Annotated in this window: 17 protein-coding genes and 1 riboswitch; of the genes, 9 read left to right on the forward strand and 8 right to left on the reverse strand. The window is 37.7% G+C overall.

Annotation, left to right across the window (positions count from 1 at the left end):
* Positions 1 to 9 precede the first annotated feature (9 nt).
* From EA772_RS07740 to purD, 4 genes are all read left to right on the forward strand, one after another.
* Positions 10 to 2,700: a TonB-dependent receptor plug domain-containing protein gene (locus tag EA772_RS07740; RefSeq protein WP_246834070.1), complete on the forward strand. Its 2,691-nt coding sequence runs from the start codon at positions 10 to 12 to the stop codon at positions 2,698 to 2,700.
* A gap of 78 nt (positions 2,701 to 2,778) precedes the next feature.
* Positions 2,779 to 3,540 (forward strand): enoyl-CoA hydratase/isomerase family protein, encoded by a 762-nt coding sequence (locus tag EA772_RS07745; protein WP_124912294.1) that lies wholly within the window; start codon positions 2,779 to 2,781, stop codon positions 3,538 to 3,540.
* Positions 3,541 to 3,591: 51 nt separating this feature from the next.
* Positions 3,592 to 4,473, forward strand: a complete 882-nt coding sequence (locus tag EA772_RS07750) for an SDR family oxidoreductase (protein WP_124912296.1) — start codon at positions 3,592 to 3,594, stop codon at positions 4,471 to 4,473.
* Between the two features lie 153 nt (positions 4,474 to 4,626).
* Positions 4,627 to 5,898 carry a phosphoribosylamine--glycine ligase gene (gene purD / locus EA772_RS07755; protein ID WP_124912298.1) on the forward strand — a complete coding sequence of 424 codons (1,272 nt, stop codon included), beginning with the start codon at positions 4,627 to 4,629 and terminating at the stop codon, positions 5,896 to 5,898.
* Between the two features lie 78 nt (positions 5,899 to 5,976).
* On the opposite strand, the gene EA772_RS07760 is transcribed toward purD, so the two are convergent.
* On the reverse strand, positions 5,977 to 7,122 hold the full coding sequence (locus EA772_RS07760) for an AhpC/TSA family protein (RefSeq protein ID WP_124912300.1): 1,146 nt from the start codon (positions 7,120 to 7,122) through the stop codon (positions 5,977 to 5,979).
* 67 nt (positions 7,123 to 7,189) lie between these two features.
* A complete protein-coding gene (locus tag EA772_RS07765) occupies positions 7,190 to 8,371 on the reverse strand; it encodes a formimidoylglutamase (protein ID WP_124912302.1) in 1,182 nt (393 codons plus the stop codon).
* 71 nt (positions 8,372 to 8,442) lie between these two features.
* On the opposite strand from EA772_RS07765, the gene EA772_RS07770 reads away from it, so the two are divergent.
* Entirely contained in the window at positions 8,443 to 9,408 is a 966-nt protein-coding gene (locus EA772_RS07770; RefSeq protein ID WP_124912304.1) for an NAD-dependent epimerase/dehydratase family protein, read from the forward strand.
* Positions 9,408 to 10,709 (forward strand): HAD-IB family phosphatase, encoded by a 1,302-nt coding sequence (locus EA772_RS07775; protein WP_010601120.1) that lies wholly within the window; start codon positions 9,408 to 9,410, stop codon positions 10,707 to 10,709. The genes EA772_RS07770 and EA772_RS07775 overlap by 1 nt, the downstream gene beginning before the upstream one ends.
* An 80-nt stretch (positions 10,710 to 10,789) precedes the next feature.
* Here EA772_RS07775 and EA772_RS07780 read toward each other — a convergent pair whose 3' ends face one another.
* Positions 10,790 to 12,079, reverse strand: coding sequence for a voltage-gated chloride channel family protein (locus EA772_RS07780; RefSeq protein WP_210405084.1), 1,290 nt, complete (start codon positions 12,077 to 12,079; stop codon positions 10,790 to 10,792).
* An 18-nt stretch (positions 12,080 to 12,097) separates the two neighbouring features.
* Positions 12,098 to 12,160: riboswitch (Fluoride riboswitch) on the reverse strand.
* A 65-nt stretch (positions 12,161 to 12,225) separates the two neighbouring features.
* Between EA772_RS07780 and EA772_RS07785 the strand changes: the two genes are divergently transcribed.
* Both EA772_RS07785 and EA772_RS07790 read left to right on the forward strand, forming a co-directional pair.
* Positions 12,226 to 13,191: a tryptophan 2,3-dioxygenase family protein gene (locus tag EA772_RS07785; protein ID WP_124912306.1), complete on the forward strand. Its 966-nt coding sequence runs from the start codon at positions 12,226 to 12,228 to the stop codon at positions 13,189 to 13,191.
* Positions 13,192 to 13,329: 138 nt separating this feature from the next.
* Positions 13,330 to 14,394: a branched-chain amino acid aminotransferase gene (locus EA772_RS07790; protein ID WP_116170502.1), complete on the forward strand. Its 1,065-nt coding sequence runs from the start codon at positions 13,330 to 13,332 to the stop codon at positions 14,392 to 14,394.
* 131 nt (positions 14,395 to 14,525) lie between these two features.
* On the opposite strand, the gene EA772_RS07795 is transcribed toward EA772_RS07790, so the two are convergent.
* The 5 genes from EA772_RS07795 to EA772_RS07815 form a co-directional block, all read right to left on the reverse strand.
* Entirely contained in the window at positions 14,526 to 14,990 is a 465-nt protein-coding gene (locus EA772_RS07795; protein WP_124912308.1) for a DUF4920 domain-containing protein, read from the reverse strand.
* A gap of 337 nt (positions 14,991 to 15,327) precedes the next feature.
* A complete protein-coding gene (gene radA, locus EA772_RS07800) occupies positions 15,328 to 16,704 on the reverse strand; it encodes a DNA repair protein RadA (RefSeq protein WP_124912310.1) in 1,377 nt (458 codons plus the stop codon).
* 189 nt (positions 16,705 to 16,893) lie between these two features.
* Complete coding sequence (locus EA772_RS07805) at positions 16,894 to 18,444, reverse strand: Rne/Rng family ribonuclease (RefSeq protein WP_010601126.1); 1,551 nt, start codon at positions 18,442 to 18,444, stop codon at positions 16,894 to 16,896.
* Positions 18,445 to 18,729: 285 nt separating this feature from the next.
* The gene (locus EA772_RS07810; protein ID WP_124912312.1) at positions 18,730 to 19,608 is read right to left on the reverse strand and encodes a M48 family metallopeptidase; all 879 of its coding nucleotides are present in this window, start codon (positions 19,606 to 19,608) and stop codon (positions 18,730 to 18,732) included.
* An 11-nt stretch (positions 19,609 to 19,619) separates the two neighbouring features.
* Positions 19,620 to 19,922, reverse strand: coding sequence for an HU family DNA-binding protein (locus tag EA772_RS07815; RefSeq protein WP_010601128.1), 303 nt, complete (start codon positions 19,920 to 19,922; stop codon positions 19,620 to 19,622).
* A gap of 168 nt (positions 19,923 to 20,090) precedes the next feature.
* On the opposite strand from EA772_RS07815, the gene mutY reads away from it, so the two are divergent.
* Positions 20,091 to 21,134: an A/G-specific adenine glycosylase gene (gene mutY, locus EA772_RS07820; RefSeq protein ID WP_124912314.1), complete on the forward strand. Its 1,044-nt coding sequence runs from the start codon at positions 20,091 to 20,093 to the stop codon at positions 21,132 to 21,134.
* The last annotated feature ends 26 nt before the right edge of the window (positions 21,135 to 21,160 follow it).

A 21,160-nucleotide genomic window follows, 5' to 3' on the forward strand; every position in this document is an offset into this window, starting at 1 on the left:
TAACCACAAATGAAATTCAAAATTACACTCGCAATCTGCTTTCTCACAATTCTTTTCGGGTTCTCTGCTTTTAAAATGGATGATGATCCTTTTACACTGCTTTTAAAAAAACTTGACGACTACACCAGCAAATTTCCCCAAGAAAAAGTTCATATCCATCTTGATAAACCATACTACGCCATAGGAGATGATATCTGGTTCAAGGGATATGTTGTTGATGCTAAAACTGCAGCACCTGCTCAAATGAGTAAAGTATTATATGTAGAACTAATTAATGAAAAAGACTCAATCAAAAAACAGGTTAAACTGCCATTAATAAGTGGCATTACCTGGGGAGATTTTAAATTAACTGATTCTTTAAGTGAAGGAAATTACCGCATCAGGGCTTACACCAATTACATGCGTAACTTCGGTACAGAGTTTTTCTTCGATAAAACAATAAAAATTGGAAATAGCTGGGCGAATAAAGTTTTCACTAAAACCGATTACACTTTTACAAAAGAAAACAGTACAGATAAGGTAGTGGCAAACATTCATTTTGAAGATAAAAATGGTGTTGCCTATAAGGAGAATGAGGTAAATTATGATGTTCAGTTGGATTATAAATCAGTTGCTAAAGGAAAAACGAAAACGAGTCTTTCAGGTGATGCCGTAATTAATTTTACAAGCAGCCAGCTATTGGCGAATAAATCAGGGCGGATCGTAGCCACATTAACGCTTGATAATAAGCAAAAGGTTGTAAAAACAATTCCGATTACCTCAACCTCAAACGATGTCGATGTACAGTTTCTACCTGAAGGCGGCTCACTAATCGAAAATCTTCCCCAAAAAATTGCTGTAAAATCAGTGAATTCCACCGGACGTGGAGAAGACATCAAAGGCGCAATTGTTGACGAAACAGGAACCGAAATTACTTCATTCGAAACGACTTACCTGGGAATGGGAAGTTTTGTTTTTAATTCACAACCCGGAAAAAACTATACTGTCAAAATCAAGTTTAAAGATGGCTCAAGTAAGGATTATAAGTTGCCCTATGCTCAGAAAACTGGCTACACGCTTGCAGTGAATAACTTAGACACAGCTAAGGTGGCAGTAAAAATCATGGCCAGTGAAAGTTTGGTAAATGGCAGTGAACTTAAAGTGGTGGCACAACAGTATGGAAATGTATTTTACGTTTCTAAAGCCAAGATGGATAAGCAAGTATTAATGGCCTCTATCCCAAAAAAAAACCTTCCCATTGGTGTGGTACAGTTTACGCTTTTTTCCGCTACTAACCAGCCTGTAGCAGAACGTTTAGTTTTCATCAATAATACTGTAGATTTAATTAATGTTAATCTGAACACTTCCGCAGTATCTACCGCTAGAAAAGGCAAATCAACTTTTAGTTTTGAAGCTACCAATCAAAATAAACCCGTATTGAGTAGTTTTTCTGTAGCTGTTACCAATGCAACCAAGGTAACTCCTGATGAAGACAATGAAACCAATATCTTATCATCATTATTGTTGACCTCAGATTTAACAGGCTATATTGAAAAACCCAACCATTATTTCCAGAATAATGATCTTAAAACCATGAAAGAATTAGACAATTTATTGTTGACACAAGGCTGGAGTCGTTTTTTATGGAGAAATATAGCTGCCGGAAACGGTCCGGCCATCACCTACAAACATGAAAATTCGATCCCCATCAGCGGTACAGTGAAGAAGGGCGGAAAACCTGTTCCAGGCGGCAAGGTAATGCTGATGGCTACAAAGGGTTCGTTTTTTATTTTAGATACGGTTACTAATGCCGATGGTAAATTTGTTTTCGATAACCTTACTTTTCCAGATAGTACAAAATTTGTGGTGCAGGCCAGAACTAAAACAGAACGGAAATTTGTAGATATAAGCCTTGATGTTGTTCCTAATCAGATTGTAACAAAGAACAAGAATTCTGGAGATATAGAGGTAAATGTGAATAACTCATTAATGAAATATATTAAAGAAAGCGATAATTATTTCAACGAGATGACCAGGTTGGGTTTGCTTGAACGAACCATTAAACTGGAAGAAGTTACGATTACAGAGAAAAAAAACCCAGCCAAAAATTCTGCTAACCTAAATGGAGCAGGCAGGGCAGATTACATCATGACGGCAGACGATTTAACTACTTGTATTACTTTGTCGCAATGTTTGCAAGGCAGGTTGCCAGGAGTGATATTCAGAGGAAACACGCCTTATTTAATGAGAAGCCAGGATACACCCATGCAGATTATATTAGATGGCATGCGTGTGGAAGCGGATTTTTTAGACAATATCATTCCTTCTGATGTTGAATCAATTGAGCTATTAAAAACCATTGGAAACACAGCAATTTACGGCTCGCAAGGCGGTGGAGGTGTACTTGTGATTACAACCAAACGTGGTGGCGGAAGCGCTAGCTATAACCATTACGCACCTGGCGTAGTCACTTTAAACCCTAAAGGATTTTCCGTTTCCAGAGAGTTCTACGCACCGAAATATGATGGTGAGGTAAGCAACAACCGGGCTGATTTACGTACTACGATCTATTGGAATCCACAGGTTGTTGCCGAAAATGATGGTAAAGGAAAATTCGAGTTCTTTAATGCCGATGAGCCTGGACAATACCGGGTGGTGATGGAAGGAATCGATGCTTTCGGCCATTTAGCCAGAAAAGTTTACACTTATGATGTTAAATAAGGAAAAATAAATAAATTTGAATGTTATGCAAGCATAGTTTACTGTTTGCCTGATCGTTAAATCTTGAAACTGTTTAATATGAATACAATAAAAGTAAGTGTAAAAGATAGATTGGCTACTATTACTTTCAGTCGAGGTAAATCAAATGCTTTAAATGGTGAGTTGATTACTGAACTCGATGATATGCTGAAAAACATTTCTGCTGATGACAATATTGGTGGTGTTATTTTAACAGGTACTGCACCATTTTTTTCTGCTGGCTTAGATTTGGTTGAACTGTATGAGTATGATGAGGTGCAGGCGAAAGCCTTCTGGAAGCTTTTTCTAAATTTTACAGCTAACTTAGTTGCCTTTAAAAAGCCTTTGATTGCGGCCATCAGTGGGCATAGTCCTGCCGGAGGGTGTGTGATAGCGCTTGCTTGCGATTATCGTATCATGGCCGAAGGCCAGTTTATTATTGGGTTAAATGAAGTGCCAGTTGGTATCATCGTTCCGAGCAGCATTTTTCAGCTGTATTCTTTCTGGCTTGGCAAAGCAGAGGCAACACGGAGTTTACTTACTGGAAAACTTTATAATCCTGAAGAAGCATTAAAAGTTGGTTTGATAGATGAGCTGGTGAAAAACGAAAGTTTACTAACTGCGGCAGAAAGGAAAATCAAAAAGTACATGGAGCTCGAAAGCAATACCTGGTCGCAAAGCAAGTTAAATATTAGGGAAGAATTGATTAGGGCAGTTTCTGCAGATCAAACTGAAACTTTAGATAAAATGCTGGCCCAGTGGTGGTCGCCAACAACCCGTCAGATATTGAAAACAATTATTGCAAGCCTGCAGAGAAAGTAATTTAATGGATTCCAGTTTGTAATTCAATCATTAACAGATTAACCAAATATTATGCTCAACTATAACTCACCGATGCTTAGAGAAGATGCTTTAAAAGGCAAAACCATTGTAATAACTGGCGGTGGAACCGGATTGGGAAAAGCCATGGGTATTTATTTTTTGAAATTAGGTGCCAATTTGGTCATTACCAGCCGCAAGCAAGAGGTTTTGCAGAAAACTGCTGATGAAATGGAAGAAAAAACCGGCGGAAAAGTTTTAGCGGTGGCTTGCGATGTTCGTGAGGTAGTGCAGGTGGAAAACGTTCTGACCAAAACATTAGAATGTTTCGGATCTGTAGATGTCTTATTGAACAATGCTGCAGGAAATTTCATTTCTCCAACCGAAAGGTTATCGGCCAATGCTTTTTCATCTATTATTGATATTGTATTGAAAGGAACAGTAAATTGTACATTAACTTTTGGGAAACACTGGATTAAAGAGAAGCAGGCCGCAACAGTATTAAACATCGTTACCACTTATGCTTTTACAGGTTCTGCGTATGTAGTTCCTTCGGCTTGTGCAAAAGGAGGCGTTTTGGCTTTAACCCGATCGTTGGCGGTAGAATGGGGTAAATATGGCATCCGTACCAATGCCATTGCACCCGGCCCGTTCCCTACCAAGGGTGCGTGGGAAAGATTATTACCTGGAGATTTAGCCAAAAAATTTGATTTTAAAAACCGTGTGCCGCTGAAGAGAGTAGGCGAGCATCAGGAACTTGCCAATCTAGCTGCATTTTTAGTAAGTGATTTTTCAGGATATATTAATGGTGAAGTAATCACGATTGATGGAGGAGAATGGCTGCAAGGTGCCGGACAAATGAACGGTTTGGAAGCTATTCCAGATGAAATGTGGGATATGTTAGAGCAAATGACCAGAAGCGCAAAGGGAAGTTAAAATTACCTACGAGTAGATTGTTTCTATAAGTTACCCACTTTCCAACCTAAATCATCGCCAATTCACTAACTTCCCCAATACCAACTTTCTAACTGATCAACTTTCCAGCATTTCAATATTCAATTTTCCAACACTAATCCTATCTTTGCCGATATGAATATCTTACTTTTAGGTTCAGGCGGCAGGGAAAGTGCATTTGCCTGGAAAATGAGCCAATCTTCGCACTGCGATAAATTGATTATTGCACCAGGTAACGGTGGAACAGGCATGTATGGTACCAATATCAACATCAATGTAAATGATTTTGATTCCATTAAAAAAGTAGTTTTGGCCGAAAATATCGACTTGGTTGTAGTTGGTCCTGAAGAGCCTTTGGTAAATGGTATTCATGATTTTTTCCTGGCCGATCAGGCTATTGCCCACATTCCGGTGATTGGCCCTAAAAAAGAAGGCGCCATTCTGGAAGGGAGCAAAGATTTCTCCAAACAATTTATGGAACGTCACGGCATTCCGACTGCGGCTTCAAAATCATTTACCCCAGAAACATTAGCAGATGGTTTGGCCTATCTGGAAACGCATGCGTTGCCAGTGGTTTTAAAAGCTGATGGCCTGGCTGCCGGAAAGGGTGTTTTAATTTGTACTGAAACGGTAGAAGCACAGGAAGAACTAAAACTTATGCTTGGTGGTAAATTTGGTGCTGCCGGCGCAACTGTGGTTATTGAAGAGTTTTTAAGTGGTATTGAGCTTTCCGTTTTTATTTTAAGTGATGGCGAAAACTATGTTACGCTTCCATCGGCCAAAGATTATAAAAGAATTGGGCAGGGTGATACAGGCTTGAATACTGGCGGAATGGGGTCTGTTTCTCCGGTTCCCTTTGCTACAGCAGAATTCCTGCAAAAAGTTGAAGAGAGGATTATCAAACCTACTGTAGAAGGCTTAAAGAAAGATAATATTGATTATACAGGATTCATTTTCTTCGGTTTGATTAAAGTTGGCGACGATCCTTATGTAATCGAATACAATGCCCGTATGGGCGATCCGGAAACGGAAAGTGTAATCCCTCGTATTGAAAATGATTTAGTTGAATTGTTTATGGCTACAGCAAATAAGCAATTAAATCAGGTTAGTTTAATGATTTCTGATCAAACAGCTGCTACAGTAATGATTGTAGCTGGTGGTTATCCTGGCGAGTATTTAAAAGGAAAAGCGATAACTGGAATTGAAAATCTTCGTCATTCAAATGCTTTTCATGCCGGAACACTTTTAGATAATGATGTGGTGAAAACCAATGGAGGGCGTGTAATTGCCATCACTAGTTTGCAAAAAGATCTATTTACCGCCTTACAATCCGCTACGGCCGATGCCGGTAGAATTTATTTTGATGGAAAATATTTCAGAGAAGATATTGGATTTGATTTAATATAATCTGCTATACAAAAGAGCCGCCGATTTGCAGACTGATCATGATCTGCAAATCGGCGGCTCGTTTTTTAGAAATATTTCTTATTTCGATTTACTTCCCAATAGCTCCTGTAACTTGGTCTGTAATTCAGCTTCTCTTAAATCGCGTGCTACAATCTTACCGGTTGGGTCAATTAAAAAGTTAGCGGGAATAGATTGAATGCCATACATTTTTGCCACTTCATTGTTCCAAAATTGTAAATCAGAAACATGCGTCCAGGTTAGTTTATCAGCCTGAATGGCTTTTAACCAAGCTGCTTTTTGGCCTGGTCTATCTAACGATACACCTAAAACGGTAAAGCCTTTATCTTTAAATTTGTTATAAGCCATCACCACATTCGGATTCTCCTGGCGGCATGGTCCACACCAAGATGCCCAAAAATCAACCAGTACATACTTACCTTTGAAATCTGATAATTTAACCGGTTTCCCCGCTGTATCCGCTTGTGTAAATTCCATCGCCATTGCACCTACCGCAGTTTTTCTGCCCGCTTCAAATACCTGTGCCAATCTTTTTCCCAAACTGGTTTCTTTCAATTCCGGAGATAGCGCTACAAATGCTTGCTCTGCAACCGCACCTTTTTCAGGGTTACTTGCAAGCTGACCGATAGCTGTTAAACTGATATAAGATTTTGGATTAGCTTTAGCAAATTGAAGCAAAAGTGGAGTCATGCCTTCAGCTGCTTTTTCATAGCGGCTCATCACATCTTCTCTGATTTTTGGATCTTTTTGCTGCTCAGGGCTAAGTTTAGAATATTCCAGGTTAATGGCTTTAAGTTGTTCATCAACCGGCTTGGTTAAAGCTTTGAGTTTTTTACTTTCTTCATTAATTACCGATCCGGAAATTACTGCTGTTTTCAAAGAATCAGTACCGTTTATTTTAATATTTGTAGGCTCCAGATAAAAAGTATTATAATCTAGAATCTCATCTTTTCCGGGGCGGTTAACATACGGGTTTTTGTTCAGGAACAAATTTCCCGAAGCCGGATCAGTCAACGCACCCTTAAATGCAAATGCTCCGTTGGTTACGGTAGTAGAGTCGGTGATTGATTGGTCACCAGCTCGGTAAACCAGGTAAATTTTATCACCGGTTTTAAGTCCTTTTATTGTTCCATTTAAAGTAAAAGGTTTTTGAGCGAAAGCTGCAAATGGCAATAATGCAATTGCAGCCAAAAATATTTTTTTCATTGAAATGATTTAGTGTTTTTCAAAGTTAGGAATATATGCTTTTTAGAACGTAAAAGCTTGTGTAAAATTATGATAGCTTTTGGAAGGTTCTCCACCATAAATCTGGCATTTCGCCATTTACAGCAGTTTGGTAATCATCATAACGGCAAGGAACCAAGTGGTAGCGCTCATTTTTTGACTGCCCGGAAGGGTAGGGAACCTGCATCCACCAGCGGTCTGACTTTTTACTCTTTACAAATGCCATTTCCCCTGACCCATCTTTTAAACTGGTTCTGTAAATCATAAATTGCGATTTTGGCGTTAAAGGAAAATCTTTTTTCCGTGCATAAAAGCCATCCATAAAATACCAGATCATTTGCGCCAGTAAAAAGGCGGTTTGGCTATTATTGTCATAAGCCGGATTAAACTCATAAAATCCTATTGATGTTAACTTATCGTTCATGCCTGCATAACGGGCAATTCTGCAAGCTTCTTCGCCATCAAAGCCATTTGGTGTTGTATTTGCATTTGCTGCTGCATCTGCCGAACGAATTGCGCCAAGATCGAAGCTAATCATATTCGCATTGCGGATAATTGGTTCTGTTAAAGTAATATCCTGTGCAAATTCGCCTAACCTATGCACATCAAAATACAGCTTATCCATCACACTCAAACTCTCCTGGTTTACAAAATAAGTCTGATAGCCGATATTGCTGTAGTTAAACAGATAGTTGGGTTGATGAAGAAATATTTTGTTTAAATAGCAATCTGACCGGGTTGCAATTCCTTCATTGTCATCATCGCCAATATCAAATTGATTATCAATAATCACCAGATCAACTTTTTGCTCTAAATCTTCATAACCAAGATATTGTGCATAAGTTAAATCCTGTCCTCCACCAATGATAATTGGAATAATATCTTTCTTGATCAGCTCCGAAACCACCATTTTAACGGCAACATAAGTATCAGCTATCGTAGCCCCATGTTTGATGTTTCCTAGGTCAACAATTCTGCTTGTAAAAGCGCCTTCATTTAATTTATAAAACTTTTCTCTGAAATAATCAGGTGCCAGCGCACAGCCTTCGTTATTAACTGCACCTCTACCATCCAGTACGCCGAAAATGGCTAAATCGTAAGTGTTTTCTTCAAAATCAGGAAATGATTCTGTAAAAATGTGGGCTTTTAAACCCAGCTGACTGGTTAAAAATCCTTGTTTTGGTGTAAAACTATCTACGTTTACTGGGGAAAAGAAATCCGTTAATGACATATATTTAAAACTCTCGGCTCAAATATCTATTTTTGAATGCGTATTTCCACATATAGCTCGAAAAAAATAAAATGATACTGGTAACCGGAGGCACGGGATTTTTAGGATCTGAATTGATAAAACAGTTAACCGATAAAGGTTTAGCAGTTCGGGCGTTGAAACGGAAAAACTCAAAAATTCCCGCACTCATTTCAGCTATCAGTACAGTAGAATGGATTGAAGCCGACATCAATGAACTATCTGATTTAGAAGATGCTTTTGAAAATGTTACGCAGGTTTACCACTGTGCGGCATTTGTTTCACTCAATGCTAAGCACAAAAAAAAGTTATTTCATGTAAATATAGATGGTACGTCTAATATCGTAAACCTTTGCATAGAACGTAACTGCAGGCTTTTACATGTAAGCTCCATTGCTGCACTGGGGCTTGCAAAAAAAGGGAATAAAGAAATTACTGAAAAGGATTTTTGGGAATATGATGCAAAAGCCCACGCTTATGGCCTGTCTAAGTACGAGGGTGAAATGGAAGTTTGGCGGGGCGTTAATGAAGGTTTAAATGCGGTAATCGTAAACCCATCAGTAATTATTGGCAAAAATGCGGGCTTTGAAGGAAGCGGTGCCATTTTCAAACTGGTAAAGGATGGCTTCCCATTTTATACTGATGGCGCATCGGGTTTTGTAGATGTTGAAGATGTTGCCAAAACGATGATTTTATTGATGGATAGTGAAGTTTCAGGAGAACGCTATATCATTTCCGCGGGAGATGTTCATTACAAACACTTGTTTACTCAAATCGCAAACGGTTTTGGAGTTAAGCCACCTACCAAAGAAGCAAAACCCTGGATGCTTGGCATAGCCTGGAGGGCACTGAAATTTATTTCTGTTTTCACTGGTAAAGAGCCATCAATAACAAAAGATACCGCAAACAGCAGTGTTACATTAAGTTATTACAATAATAATAAGGTGATTGATCAAACTGGAATCGTTTTTAAACCAGTTGAACAAAGCATTCGAGAAATTATCCAACATTTAAAATAATGCCCAAACAAAAAGCGTATTACATTATCGATTTCGATAGCACTTTTACACAGGTAGAAGCGCTTGATGAACTCGCCAGAATCTCTTTGAAGAACCACCCAGACAAAGAGGCTATTTTCCAAAAAATTGAAGACTATACTAACTTTGCAATGGAAGGTAAACTTTCCTTTTCCGAAAGTTTGGCGCAGCGAGTTAAGCTTTTAGAAGCGAATGAAGACCATCTAAAGCTGCTGATTAAACATTTAAAGAAAAAAGTCTCCACTTCATTTTCCCGCAATGCTGAGTTTTTCAAAAAACATGCAGACGAAGTACTCATCGTTTCCGGAGGATTTAAGGAATTTATCACCCCGGTAGTGAGTCAGTATCATATTAAAAAGGAGAATATTTATGCCAACACTTTTGTAACCACAGGTGATGGAAAAATAATCGATTATGACCATGCCAATCCTTTGAGCGAGGAAGGTGGGAAGGTGAAATTGTTGCAGCATTTAAAGTTGGAAGGCGAACTGTTCGGTATTGGTGATGGTTATTCTGATTTTCAATTACGCGAAAGTGGATTGATTAACAAGTTTTTTGCTTTTACGGAAAATATTGCCCGTGAAAGTATTGTTTCCAGGGCCGATCATGTTACACCGAGTTTCGACGAGTTTCTCTACGTAAATGATCTGCCAAGAGCCATTTCTTATCCAAAAAATAGAATCTTGTGTCTGGTTATCGGGAATGTAGATCCTTTAACTATTTCGATATTAAAAAATGATGGTTTATCCATCAGGCATAAAACCTCGTTCGAAGAAAAATATGTGAAGGATGTTGGCATCATCATTTTCGGTGACGGCGAGAAAATGGATAGGGAACAATTGAAGAACGCAGCCAAGCTCAAAACGATTGGTTATTTAGGTAACGCTAAAAACAAAATTGACCTAGACCTTTGTACCAAACAAGGCATCGTGGTTTTCGATGATCCGAAAAATAATCCCCGAAACATTGATTTTGTACCTAAGCGTGTTGCAGATTTTATGAATACGGGCGCAACGTATCTGAGTAGCAATTTTCCCAATTTACAGTTGCCTAAAATTGATAAATCGCACAGGTTAATTCATATTCACAAAAACGTTCCGGGTATCATGGCGAAAATCAATACCGTTTTTGCTAAACATGATATTAACATTGTGAGTCAGTTTTTAATGACTAACCCTGAAATTGGATATGCCATCACAGATATCAATACAGAATACGATAAACAGTTATTTAAATCACTGAAGAAGATTGAACATACCATCAAGTTTAGGGTATTGTATTAATTTACAAGGCTTTGGGAGCTCAATTATCGATTTGATAAATGTAAGTTGCCAAAGCCAATTCACAAAGTGCTTAGCAGAAACTATCGTAAAAACTGATGCCTTTTTAAAAATAAATGCTTAGAGCTGCCGATCATTTGCGATCTGTATATACCCTTGTGGCCAGAAAATAAATAGGCTGTTATGCAAGCCAAGGCGATGAAAACTCCTGAGTCGGTTCCAAATAATTCTACACCCATAAAAATACAAGCCAATGGCGTATTTGCCGCCCCAGAAAAAACGGCAACAAAGCCCATTCCTGCCAATAACCCAACGGGTAAAGGCATAAAAACACTCAAGAAACTGCCTAGTGTTGCACCTATAAAAAACAATGGTGTTACTTCTCCACCTTTAAATCCACAGCCTAAGGTTAGTGCTGTTAAAAAGAGTTTAATGGCAAAAGTATAATAGGGTTCTTGCTTCGTAAACGATTCAGAGATAACAGGGATACCCAAGCCAATAAAGCGAGTATTATCAATTAGATAGATCATGGCAATAAGTAAAATCCCTCCAAAAAGTGGTCTTAAAGGTGGATATTTGATAATACTAAATAGGTTTGAAATGGAATGATTTAGGGCTGAAAAGCTTCTGGCGGTTAAGCCAAATAAAATTCCAGCTGTCATCGATAATAGTAAAGATATCGTATTCATTTCTGGTATTGCCGATATTGAATAGTGTGTATGGCCAACACCCCAGGCTTTGCAAGCATAATCAGCAATTATAGCAGTAATAAACGAGGGCAAAATGGCACTGTACATTAAAGATCCAACTACAAAAACCTCCAACCCAAAAACAGCACCAGCCAGTGGTGTTCCAAAAACGGATGCGAAGCCCGCACTTATGCCGCTAATTAAAATGATTTTTCGATCATTGGGGTTTAGTTTAAATACCTTAGTAAATTGATCTGCAAAAGCGCCACCAATTTGAACGGCCGTTCCCTCTCGTCCGGCAGAGCCACCAAATAAATGAGTAATAATAGTGCCTGCGAAAATAAGAGGTGCCATAACCAGTGGTATTATTTTTTTTGGCGATTGTAATTCCTCAATTAAAAGATTATTTCCCTTTACTACTTCTTTACCCCAATATTGGTAAGCCAAACCAATAACTAAACCGGCAATAGGCAAAATGGAAATTATCCAGAGATGGCTTTCGCGATAATTCGTTGCCCAATTAAGAGTTACTAAAAATAATGCAGAGGCAGAGCCAACAATGCATCCAATCGTTACAGAAAAGAATAACCACTTAAGAATATTCAAGAAAACGCGACCAAAATCTTGCTTTACTAAGAGACTAAAAGACAGAAGAAATTCTTCCGTTAACTTTTTAACAGGCATTTGAATTCAATTTTAAATAAAATCGTAGGAGTCATCAGCCTGTTCTGGCGGTTTTGGCGGTACCCCATCGCCATTGCTTCAAAAGTAGAGATTTTTAGTTAGTTCTACCAAAATCTTTATCAACTTTGTATGGATAAAACAAAACAATGGATTTTACACCAGAAATTAAAGATAAACTAAATCAACTACAGGAAAAGTATACTGCAATGGGGCAGGATATGGCTTCCTATCTTGATGGCCTGCTTTATGCCGATTTTCTGACCTATTGGGATTACATCCATCTAGATACCCTGTTGAGTCTGCAAAGTCCGAAAACGCCTATTCCTGATGAGGAAATTTTCATCATGTATCATCAGATAACTGAACTTTATTTTAAACTGGCTTTACATGAGTGCAGACAGATTGCGGAACATGAAAATTTAACAGTTGAGTTTTTTACAGCTAGGGTTAAAAGAATCAATGCATACTTTAATGCTCTGACTACTTCTTTTGAGGTTATGGTTGATGGCATGGAGAAAGAACAATTTTTGAAATTCCGCATGTCCCTTCTGCCTGCAAGTGGTTTCCAATCTGGTCAATACCGTATGATTGAAATTTGTGCCACAGATTTTATCCGCCTTGTGGATAAGAGCAAGCGTGATGAACTAAGTAGCGCAACCATTGAAGAACAATTTGAAAATATCTATTGGAAATTTGGTGCAACCGAATTAGCAACTGGAAAACAAACTTTAACTTTAAAGCAGTTTATTAAAAAATATGCTGCTCAATTTTTGCAGCTGGCTAAAGATCGTTCTTTGACCAATTTTTCTGCGCTTTATCATCAACTGGCTGCTAAAGGAGCAGATGTTTCAGTGCTTGCCGATGAATTACGTAAGCTTGATCTGTATGTAAATGTAGAGTGGCCTTTGTCTCATTATAAATCTGCCGTTCGATATTTGGAAAAAGACCCGGTTGATGTGGCTGCAACTGGTGGAACAAACTGGCAAAAATATTTGCCCCCACGTTTTCAAAAAAGAATCTTTTATCCATTTTTATGGACGGACGAGCAGATGGCAGAATGGGGTAGAGGATGGGTGCTTAGTGTACTCAAAACACTCAAAAACAAAGATTAATATCATAAAACACTATTAGAAAAGCTCGTTTTTTCCTAATTTGCGCAAATAAAACAATGATCGAATAACTGAAAGATTGAGTGGGTTAATTTGCAGCTTGCATATCATTCGAAATTCTATCATTCAAAATTTAATAATATGACCGAGACATTAGATATAAAAATCACTAAAGCTGATCAGACACGGTTGACAGTTACTGATTTTTCTCAATTACCGTTCGGTAAGGTTTTTACCGATCACATGTTTACCGCTGATTATGAAGACGGCGAATGGAAAAATTTACAAATTATTCCTTACGGACCTATTCCAATGAGTCCGGCAATTTCAGCGCTTCATTATGGTCAGGCTATTTTCGAAGGCTTAAAAGCTTATCGCCAACCAGATGGTAAGATTAGTGTTTTCCGAGCTGATAAGAATTTTGAACGCTTCAATAAGTCAGCTGCCAGAATGTCGATGCCAACTATTCCTGAAGAAGTTTTCATGCAGGGTTTAGCAGCGCTGATAAATGTTGATGAAAAATGGGTACCAAATCAGGAAGACTATGCCCTGTATGTTCGTCCAGTGATGTTTGCAACCGATCCTTACCTTGGCGTAAAAGCTTCAGATACATATAAGTTTGCTTTGCTGACAACACCAACTGGTCCGTATTATAGTTCAGCATTGAAAGTTAAGATTGAGACTGAATTTACACGTGCAGATGAAGGAGGCGTTGGTTTTGCTAAAACAGCAGGGAACTACGCCCGTTCTTTGTATCCTTTCGAGCAAGCAAAAAAGGAAGGATTCGATCAATTAATCTGGACAGATTCAGTTACTCATGAGTATATTGAAGAAGCTGGAACAGCCAATTTAATTTTTGTAATTAATGGTAAATTGATTACTCCTTCCGTACGCAGCACCGTGTTGGATGGTGTCACTCGCGATACCATTATCAAACTTGCAAAAGAAGCTGGCATTGAGGTTGAAGAACGCCGTGTTTCTGTGAAAGAAGTAATTGAAGGAATTGAAAATGGAAGCTTAACGGAAGCTTTTGCTGCGGGTACTGCTGCAACAGTAACTCACGTAGGTGAAATTGGTTACCTTGGCGAAACCTATAAATTAACCGATCCATCTACAAGAAATGTTTCAAATGGAATCGCTAAAAAACTAAATGATATTCGTTACGGTTTGGCAACAGATGAATTTGGTTGGAACTGGGTTTTATAGTTCAATCTATTAGCATAAAAAAAGCCTCAAAATTTTAAAAATTTTGAGGCTTTTTTATTGAGCTATCCTTTGCGCTTTAATCCTTGCTCCTTTATCTTTGCTCTTTGCTCTTTGCTCTTTCATCCTTGCGCTTATTTATCCAAAATTACCACGCCTTTAGCTTCAAAAGCCAATTCCTTTTTAGGGTCAGTAATTTTTGCAACTTCTTCAGGAGATTTTTTGGCATCTTCTGCGTAGTGACGTAAAGTTTCTACGGAGATGGTTTGTTTTTTAGCAATGCCATCTAAAACAACATTTTTTCCTACAATATCCATTGGCATAAAGAAAGCGTAATCTTTAAAGGTTACCCGCATCGGATCGCCGTTTGGCATTTGCAAAGTCATCCAGCAGCCTTTTTTCTTGCATACATCAACAACCTTACCTTCAATTTTCATATCAACGGTTTTTTTATCACCCATTGCTGCTTCCATCTTAGCTGCAGGCTTCACGTTGCCTGGTTTAACCTCTTCGCCAAATTTTTGGCCAGTATATGCTGTCTGTGCAAATCCGATTGCTGCAAATAGGCAAAAGCCAAGGCTTAATATGATTTTTTTCATCGTTTATTTATTATTGTTCCTGTTATTTATCTGAATCAAAGTTATTTAAATTTTTTCTAAATATGTAAAGACAAAAAAAATCCTCGCTAGCTCTCACTAACGAGGAAAATCATCCCTATTGTTATAGATCACATCCCATGATGTACAACATATTACCTTAGGCAAATGTCAATCCAAAATGCCAAAGTATAAGGGTTTGTGTGTTATTTGATTGATTATTAGCGTTTTGATAGTTTTTAAGCTGGTGTGCCAAAAATATTGCTATTGTGTAAGTGGGTAAATCGTTCAGCTATTTGTAGAATAGTGGGTATGAAATTCCCCGTCTTACTCTATCCAACTAACCAAAAATCATTTCGAAAACCTCTTCAATTTTACTTACAGCTTTAACATCTAAGTTGTATTTAGAAATATCTATTCCCTTTAAATTATACTTAGAAATATAAATGGTTTCAAAGCCTAACTTATCGGCTTCTGCAATACGTTGCTCAATCCGGTTTACCGCTCTAATTTCTCCGGATAAGCCTACCTCTGCCGCGAAACAACTTTTTGATGATATTGGAATATCTTGTTGTGATGAAATGATTGCAATGAGTACTGCCAGATCAATGGCTGGATCTTCTACTCTGATTCCACCAGCAATATTTAGAAACACATCTTGTGTACTTAGTCTGAAACCACAACGTTTTTCTAAAACAGCCAGGAGCATATTCATTCTTTTGGTATCAAAACCGGTCGCAGATCTTTGTGGGGTACCATAAGCTGCAGAACTCACCAATGCCTGCGTTTCAATAAGCATTGGCCGAGCGCCCTCAAGCATAGCTGAGATTGCAATCCCACTCAGTTCTTCATCACGCTGTGACAATAAAATTTCCGAAGGATTAGATACCTCTCTTAAACCACTTCCCTGCATTTCATATATGCCCAATTCTGCTGCGGCTCCGAAGCGATTTTTGATGGAGCGTAAAATGCGGTAAACATGGTGTCTGTCGCCTTCAAATTGCAAAACGGTGTCAACCATGTGTTCTAATATTTTCGGCCCCGCAATGGCGCCATCTTTCGTAATATGGCCGATCAGGAAAACCGGAACACCTGTTTCTTTTGCAAAACGCAATAGCTCTGCTGTACATTCCCTCACTTGCGATACACTTCCGGGAGTGGAATCAATATGTGAAGAATGCAGCGTTTGGATAGAATCTACAACCAGAATTTCTGGTTCCAAAATCTCAATTTGTTTAAATATGTTTTGGGTTGATGTTTCTGTTAAAATATAACAATCTGAAGATGGGGTTTCTTTAATTCGTTCAGCCCGCATTTTAATCTGCTGTTCACTTTCTTCACCAGATATATACAGTAATTTTTTGCCTTTTAGGTTTAAAGCCAGCTGCAACATCAATGTGGATTTACCAATGCCTGGTTCTCCACCTATTAAAACCAGCGAACCTTCTACTAATCCCCCTCCTAAAACCCTGTCTAACTCTTTGTCGCCAGTTAAAATTCTTCTTTCTACTGATGATTGAATATCATCAACTTTACTAGGTTTACTTAATTTTCTGGAGCTGGTTTCTGTTTTCCATGTTGGAACTGAAGTTGCCGCTTTTTCAACGATTTCCTCTACAAAGGTATTCCATTGTGCACATGATGGGCACTTTCCAAGCCATTTAGCTGATTCATAGCCACAACTCTGACAGAAGTATGCTGTTTTTGTTTTTGCCAATTGATTATTGATTTTTAGATTACGAATTTAACCTTTCTGTATGAGAAATCTTGTAGGTTTAACACGTGTAATTTATGGTAATAGCCCTACTGTTCCTGCACCACTTTGAAATCTGTCAGGTGTGGAAAAACTCTTAAGCAAAAAAGCCTGAATTATAATAATCCAGGCTTTTGTTGAATGTGTTTTGAGTTATAATTTGATCTCTTCATCTTTTGAGGAAATGAAGTGAAACTCATTTAAGTAATAAGATGATTGTGCCTTCACTTTAATCCATTGGCCATATTTAAAAAACCAACGGCGTTGAAGGTTGAAAATTCCTTTGGTAATGTAAGCTTCGATATAAGGATGAACGCTAAGGGTTACGCCTTTTTCATTCTGCTCACGTAAAATATAATTCAGGTTATTTTCAATATCATCCATTAAAACGATACTCGCTTTAATTTCGCCGGTGCCACCACAGGCAGGGCATTTCTCTACCGTAACAATATTCATCTCCGGACGAACACGTTGTCTGGTGATTTGAACTAAACCAAATTTACTCGGAGGTAAAATGGTATGTTTCGCTCTATCCAATAACATCAGCTCACGCAAATAATCGAATAGCATTTTACGGTTTGTTGGCTTGTGCATATCGATAAAATCGATTACCACAATGCCGCCCATATCACGCAAGCGCAATTGACGGGCAATTTCTTTAGCCGCCTCTTTGTTTACCTGTAAAGCGTTTTCCTCCTGGTTTTCTTTACTGGCAGTGCGGTTTCCACTGTTCACGTCTATTACGTGAAGTGCTTCGGTGTGTTCTACAACTAAGTAGGCACCACCCGGTAAGTTTACTGTTTTGCCAAAAGCGTTTTTAATTTGCTTTTCTATTCCAAAATGATCGAAAATAGGTTCCTTCTGCTTATAAAGTTTTACGATTTTTTCCATCTCTGGAGAAATATCGTGTACATAAGAACGGATATCATCGAACAGCTCTGGTGTGCTCACATAAACGTTTGTAAAATCAGGGTTCAGAATATCACGGATTAACGTAGATGATCTGTCCATTTCTCCCCAAACTCTTTTTGAAGGTTCGGTAGAAGGAACTTTCTTGATAAAGTTTTCCCATTTTGCAATCAAATCTAAAAGATCTTTTTGCATTTCAGCAACTCCACGTCCTTCAGAAACGGTTCTGATTATCACCCCAAAATTTTGAGGTTTAATACTTTCAATAATCTTTTTTAAGCGATTACGTTCGGTATTACTTTTAATTTTTTTTGATACAGATATGGTATTGGAGAATGGCACCAGTACCACATACCTGCCGGCAATCGAAATGTCGGAACTTAAACGTGGTCCTTTAGTAGAAATTGGCTCTTTGGCAATTTGTACAGGAAGAAGCATGTTTTTAGAAAGCACATCAGAAATTTTGCCTGCCTTGTTTATGTCGGCTTCTAGCTTTAAATTGTCTAATAATGTGCCTGTAACCGAGCCATTACGCTTGATCTTCGTTAGCTTAATTAAAGATTGCACCTGAGGGCCCAAATCAAAATAATGCAAAAAGGCATCTTTTTCGTAACCAACATCCACGAAAGCAGCATTCAGGCCAGGCATAATTTTTTTAATGCGGCCCAAATAAATATCACCTACGGCGTAGTTATTATTGATTTGTTCTTTGTGAAGCTCAACAAGTTGTTTGTCTTCAATCAACGCTATGGTAACTCCGGCAGGAGTCGAATTGATAATTAATTCTTTTACCAACAGCTACAGATTTAAGGCTTTCGCCTATTAACAAATGGATAGTATAAACGCGAAAAACATTGATCCAGCCTAAAACTTTATATAATGAAAACTATATAAATAATTTAAACCTCACAGCGGATACTGTGAGGTTTAAAAGGCTTTGATCAAAATAAGAACTTATTTTTTCTTATGTCTGTTTTTTCTTAAACGTTTTTTACGTTTGTGGGTAGCCATTTTATGTCTTTTTCTTTTTTTACCGCTTGGCATAGTTTTAAGTTTTAAATGTTTTTATTAATCTGTTAATTAATTTTTATTCTTTAGTTCAGCCACCTTCTTATCAATAAATGAAGATAAGGTTGGGTCAGCCGCTAATTTTTTGCTGTTTAAATAAGCATCAACTGCTTCTTTGTTTCTGCCTAGATTTTCTAAAGCTGTTCCCAGGTAGAAATAGGCTTCAGGCGTAGGAGATGTAGCAATCACTGTGTTAAAACGTGGAATTGCCTTATCAAACTGACCTGATTTTATTGAGAAGATACCTAAATTCATATTTGCCTTAACATTTTTAGGTTCTTTAGCAACAACTTCAAGCAACATTGCAATACCTTGCATTGGTGCGCCTAAGCCATTAACTATTGTTACACCTAAGCCAGTTTTAGCTTCAATGTTTGTAGAATCTTTCTCTAGTGCATTCTTGTAAGATGTATTCGCTTTCTGCAATAAAGCAGGTTGAGCTAAACTATCTTGCGTACTTTCAAAAGCCTTTATAAATTTATTACCCGCCGCTACCCATGTTTTTGTTGATGGTTCACTTTGTGCAACAACTTCTAAATAAAGTGCTGATGGAGTGATTTGCTCTACATCATCCCATTTCTGGGCCAGTTGTTTCGCTAGTTCAATTTTCTCTGCACCATTAGCACCTTTATAACTGTTTTCTAAAGCTGTAATGTCCGTAGCTAAACTTTTGTTTAATACATTTTTAGCTGCTATAGATGAAGTTTCGATGCTTAATACTGATGAAGTTGATGGTGTTTCTGCGCCGGCCATTTGTCCATTTGCAGGCATTTTACCATTTTCTTCTGTCGGTTTTACTAAACCTTTAATGTCTCTTGTAAATAGAAAAGCAACAAGCAATAAAACTGCTCCAATGATAATGATTTGTTTTGATCTTATGCTGCTATTCATATAAATAAGACTTATGCTTCTACGCTAATTTTTTTTGAGTTACTTTTAACTTTATCTACAAAAACTTTCGCTGGTTTAAAGCTAGGTACAAAGTGTTCTGGGATAATTATTGCAGTGTTTTTAGAGATGTTTCTTGCAGTTTTCTGTGCTCTCTTTTTAACAACAAAGCTTCCGAAGCCTCTTACGTATACATTTTCACCGCCAATCATGCTCGTTTTGATAACCTTGAAAAATGCCTCAACTGTTTCCTGTACATCAACCTTCTCAATTCCGGTTTTTGTTGATATTTCTGAAATAATATCTGCCTTAGTCATATTTACTTATTTATATATATTGTGTTTTAATATTACTACTGTTTTGGGGTTGCAAAAGTATTGCTTTTTAATGAGATAGGGAAATAAAAGATGATTTTTTTATCTGTTATGTTATCACTCGATTGCAAGATTTTTTTAAAACCAATAATTACACCGTAATTTGCAGGGATGACATTCCAAAATGAACTGATAAATTGGTATCAAATAAATAAAAGAGATCTACCCTGGCGGCATACTAAAGATGCTTATATAATCTGGTTATCAGAGATTATACTCCAGCAAACACGTGTTGAACAAGGACTGCCATACTTTATTAAGTTCTTAGAAAACTTCCCGACAGTGAATGATTTTGCATCGGCTACTGAAGCCCAGGTTTTAAAGCTTTGGCAAGGCTTAGGTTATTACTCAAGAGGAAGAAACATGCATAAAACAGCTCAAATTGTTGTCAATAACTTCAGTGGAGTATTCCCAAATCTGCATGATGAGTTATTAAAATTAACCGGAATTGGAGAATATACCGCTGCTGCAATTTCCTCTTTTTCATCTGGTGAGGCCAGAGCTGTTGTAGATGGCAATGTTTTTAGGGTGTTATCCAGATATTTCGGCATTGATACGCCAATCAATTCTCCAGCAGGTAAAAAACAGTTCTTTACATTGGCTAACGAATTACTTTACCAGAATGATCCTGCTTTATACAATCAGGGTATAATGGAATTTGGCGCCATGCAGTGCAAACCTAAATCTCCAAATTGTGGCATTTGCCCGTTAAGTCAAGGCTGTTTTGCTCTTAATCATCAACAGGTTAATGAACTTCCCGTTAAAATTCGCAAAGCTGCTCAAAGGCATCGTTATTTAAATTATTTTATTTGCCAGAAAGGCAATCAGATTTTAGTTAGGGAACGGAAGGCTGGTGATATTTGGCAGCACTTATATGATTTTCCAAGTATCGAGACAGTGAACGAATCTGCGTTAAATGAGGAGAACTTTATTTCTTCGGTTAAAGAAACATTTGGACAAAATACAGTTTTTACACATTTGATGAGTAGAAAACACATTTTAACGCACCAAATTATCCATTTGCGTTTTTTTGTATTAAAAAATTATATATTTAACTTTAATAAACAAAAGGAACTTAATTGGGTTTCTTTAGATAAGTTAGATGAGTTACCGCAGCCAAAAGTTATTCATGATTTTATACTTGAATACCTTTAAAAATCAGGATGGATTAACTAACCATC

This window comes from Pedobacter sp. G11 (assembly GCF_003860265.1).
Lineage (GTDB): Bacteria > Bacteroidota > Bacteroidia > Sphingobacteriales > Sphingobacteriaceae > Pedobacter > Pedobacter agri.

Bases quoted from the DNA above. Each gene is read 5' to 3' on its own strand.
- EA772_RS07750 (WP_124912296.1), top strand. From the start codon at position 3,592: ATGCTCAACTATAACTCACCGATGCTTAGAGAAGATGCTTTAAAAGGC.
- EA772_RS07745 (WP_124912294.1), top strand. From the start codon at position 2,779: ATGAATACAATAAAAGTAAGTGTAAAAGATAGATTGGCTACTATTACT.
- EA772_RS07810 (WP_124912312.1), bottom strand. From the start codon at position 19,608: ATGAATAGCAGCATAAGATCAAAACAAATCATTATCATTGGAGCAGTT.
- EA772_RS07770 (WP_124912304.1), top strand. From the start codon at position 8,443: ATGATACTGGTAACCGGAGGCACGGGATTTTTAGGATCTGAATTGATA.
- EA772_RS07785 (WP_124912306.1), top strand. From the start codon at position 12,226: ATGGATTTTACACCAGAAATTAAAGATAAACTAAATCAACTACAGGAA.
- EA772_RS07815 (WP_010601128.1), bottom strand. From the start codon at position 19,922: ATGACTAAGGCAGATATTATTTCAGAAATATCAACAAAAACCGGAATT.
- EA772_RS07765 (WP_124912302.1), bottom strand. From the start codon at position 8,371: ATGTCATTAACGGATTTCTTTTCCCCAGTAAACGTAGATAGTTTTACA.
- EA772_RS07790 (WP_116170502.1), top strand. From the start codon at position 13,330: ATGACCGAGACATTAGATATAAAAATCACTAAAGCTGATCAGACACGG.
- EA772_RS07775 (WP_010601120.1), top strand. From the start codon at position 9,408: ATGCCCAAACAAAAAGCGTATTACATTATCGATTTCGATAGCACTTTT.
- mutY (WP_124912314.1), top strand. From the start codon at position 20,091: ATGACATTCCAAAATGAACTGATAAATTGGTATCAAATAAATAAAAGA.
- EA772_RS07795 (WP_124912308.1), bottom strand. From the start codon at position 14,990: ATGAAAAAAATCATATTAAGCCTTGGCTTTTGCCTATTTGCAGCAATC.
- EA772_RS07760 (WP_124912300.1), bottom strand. From the start codon at position 7,122: ATGAAAAAAATATTTTTGGCTGCAATTGCATTATTGCCATTTGCAGCT.
- EA772_RS07740 (WP_246834070.1), top strand. From the start codon at position 10: ATGAAATTCAAAATTACACTCGCAATCTGCTTTCTCACAATTCTTTTC.
- EA772_RS07780 (WP_210405084.1), bottom strand. From the start codon at position 12,079: ATGCCTGTTAAAAAGTTAACGGAAGAATTTCTTCTGTCTTTTAGTCTC.
- purD (WP_124912298.1), top strand. From the start codon at position 4,627: ATGAATATCTTACTTTTAGGTTCAGGCGGCAGGGAAAGTGCATTTGCC.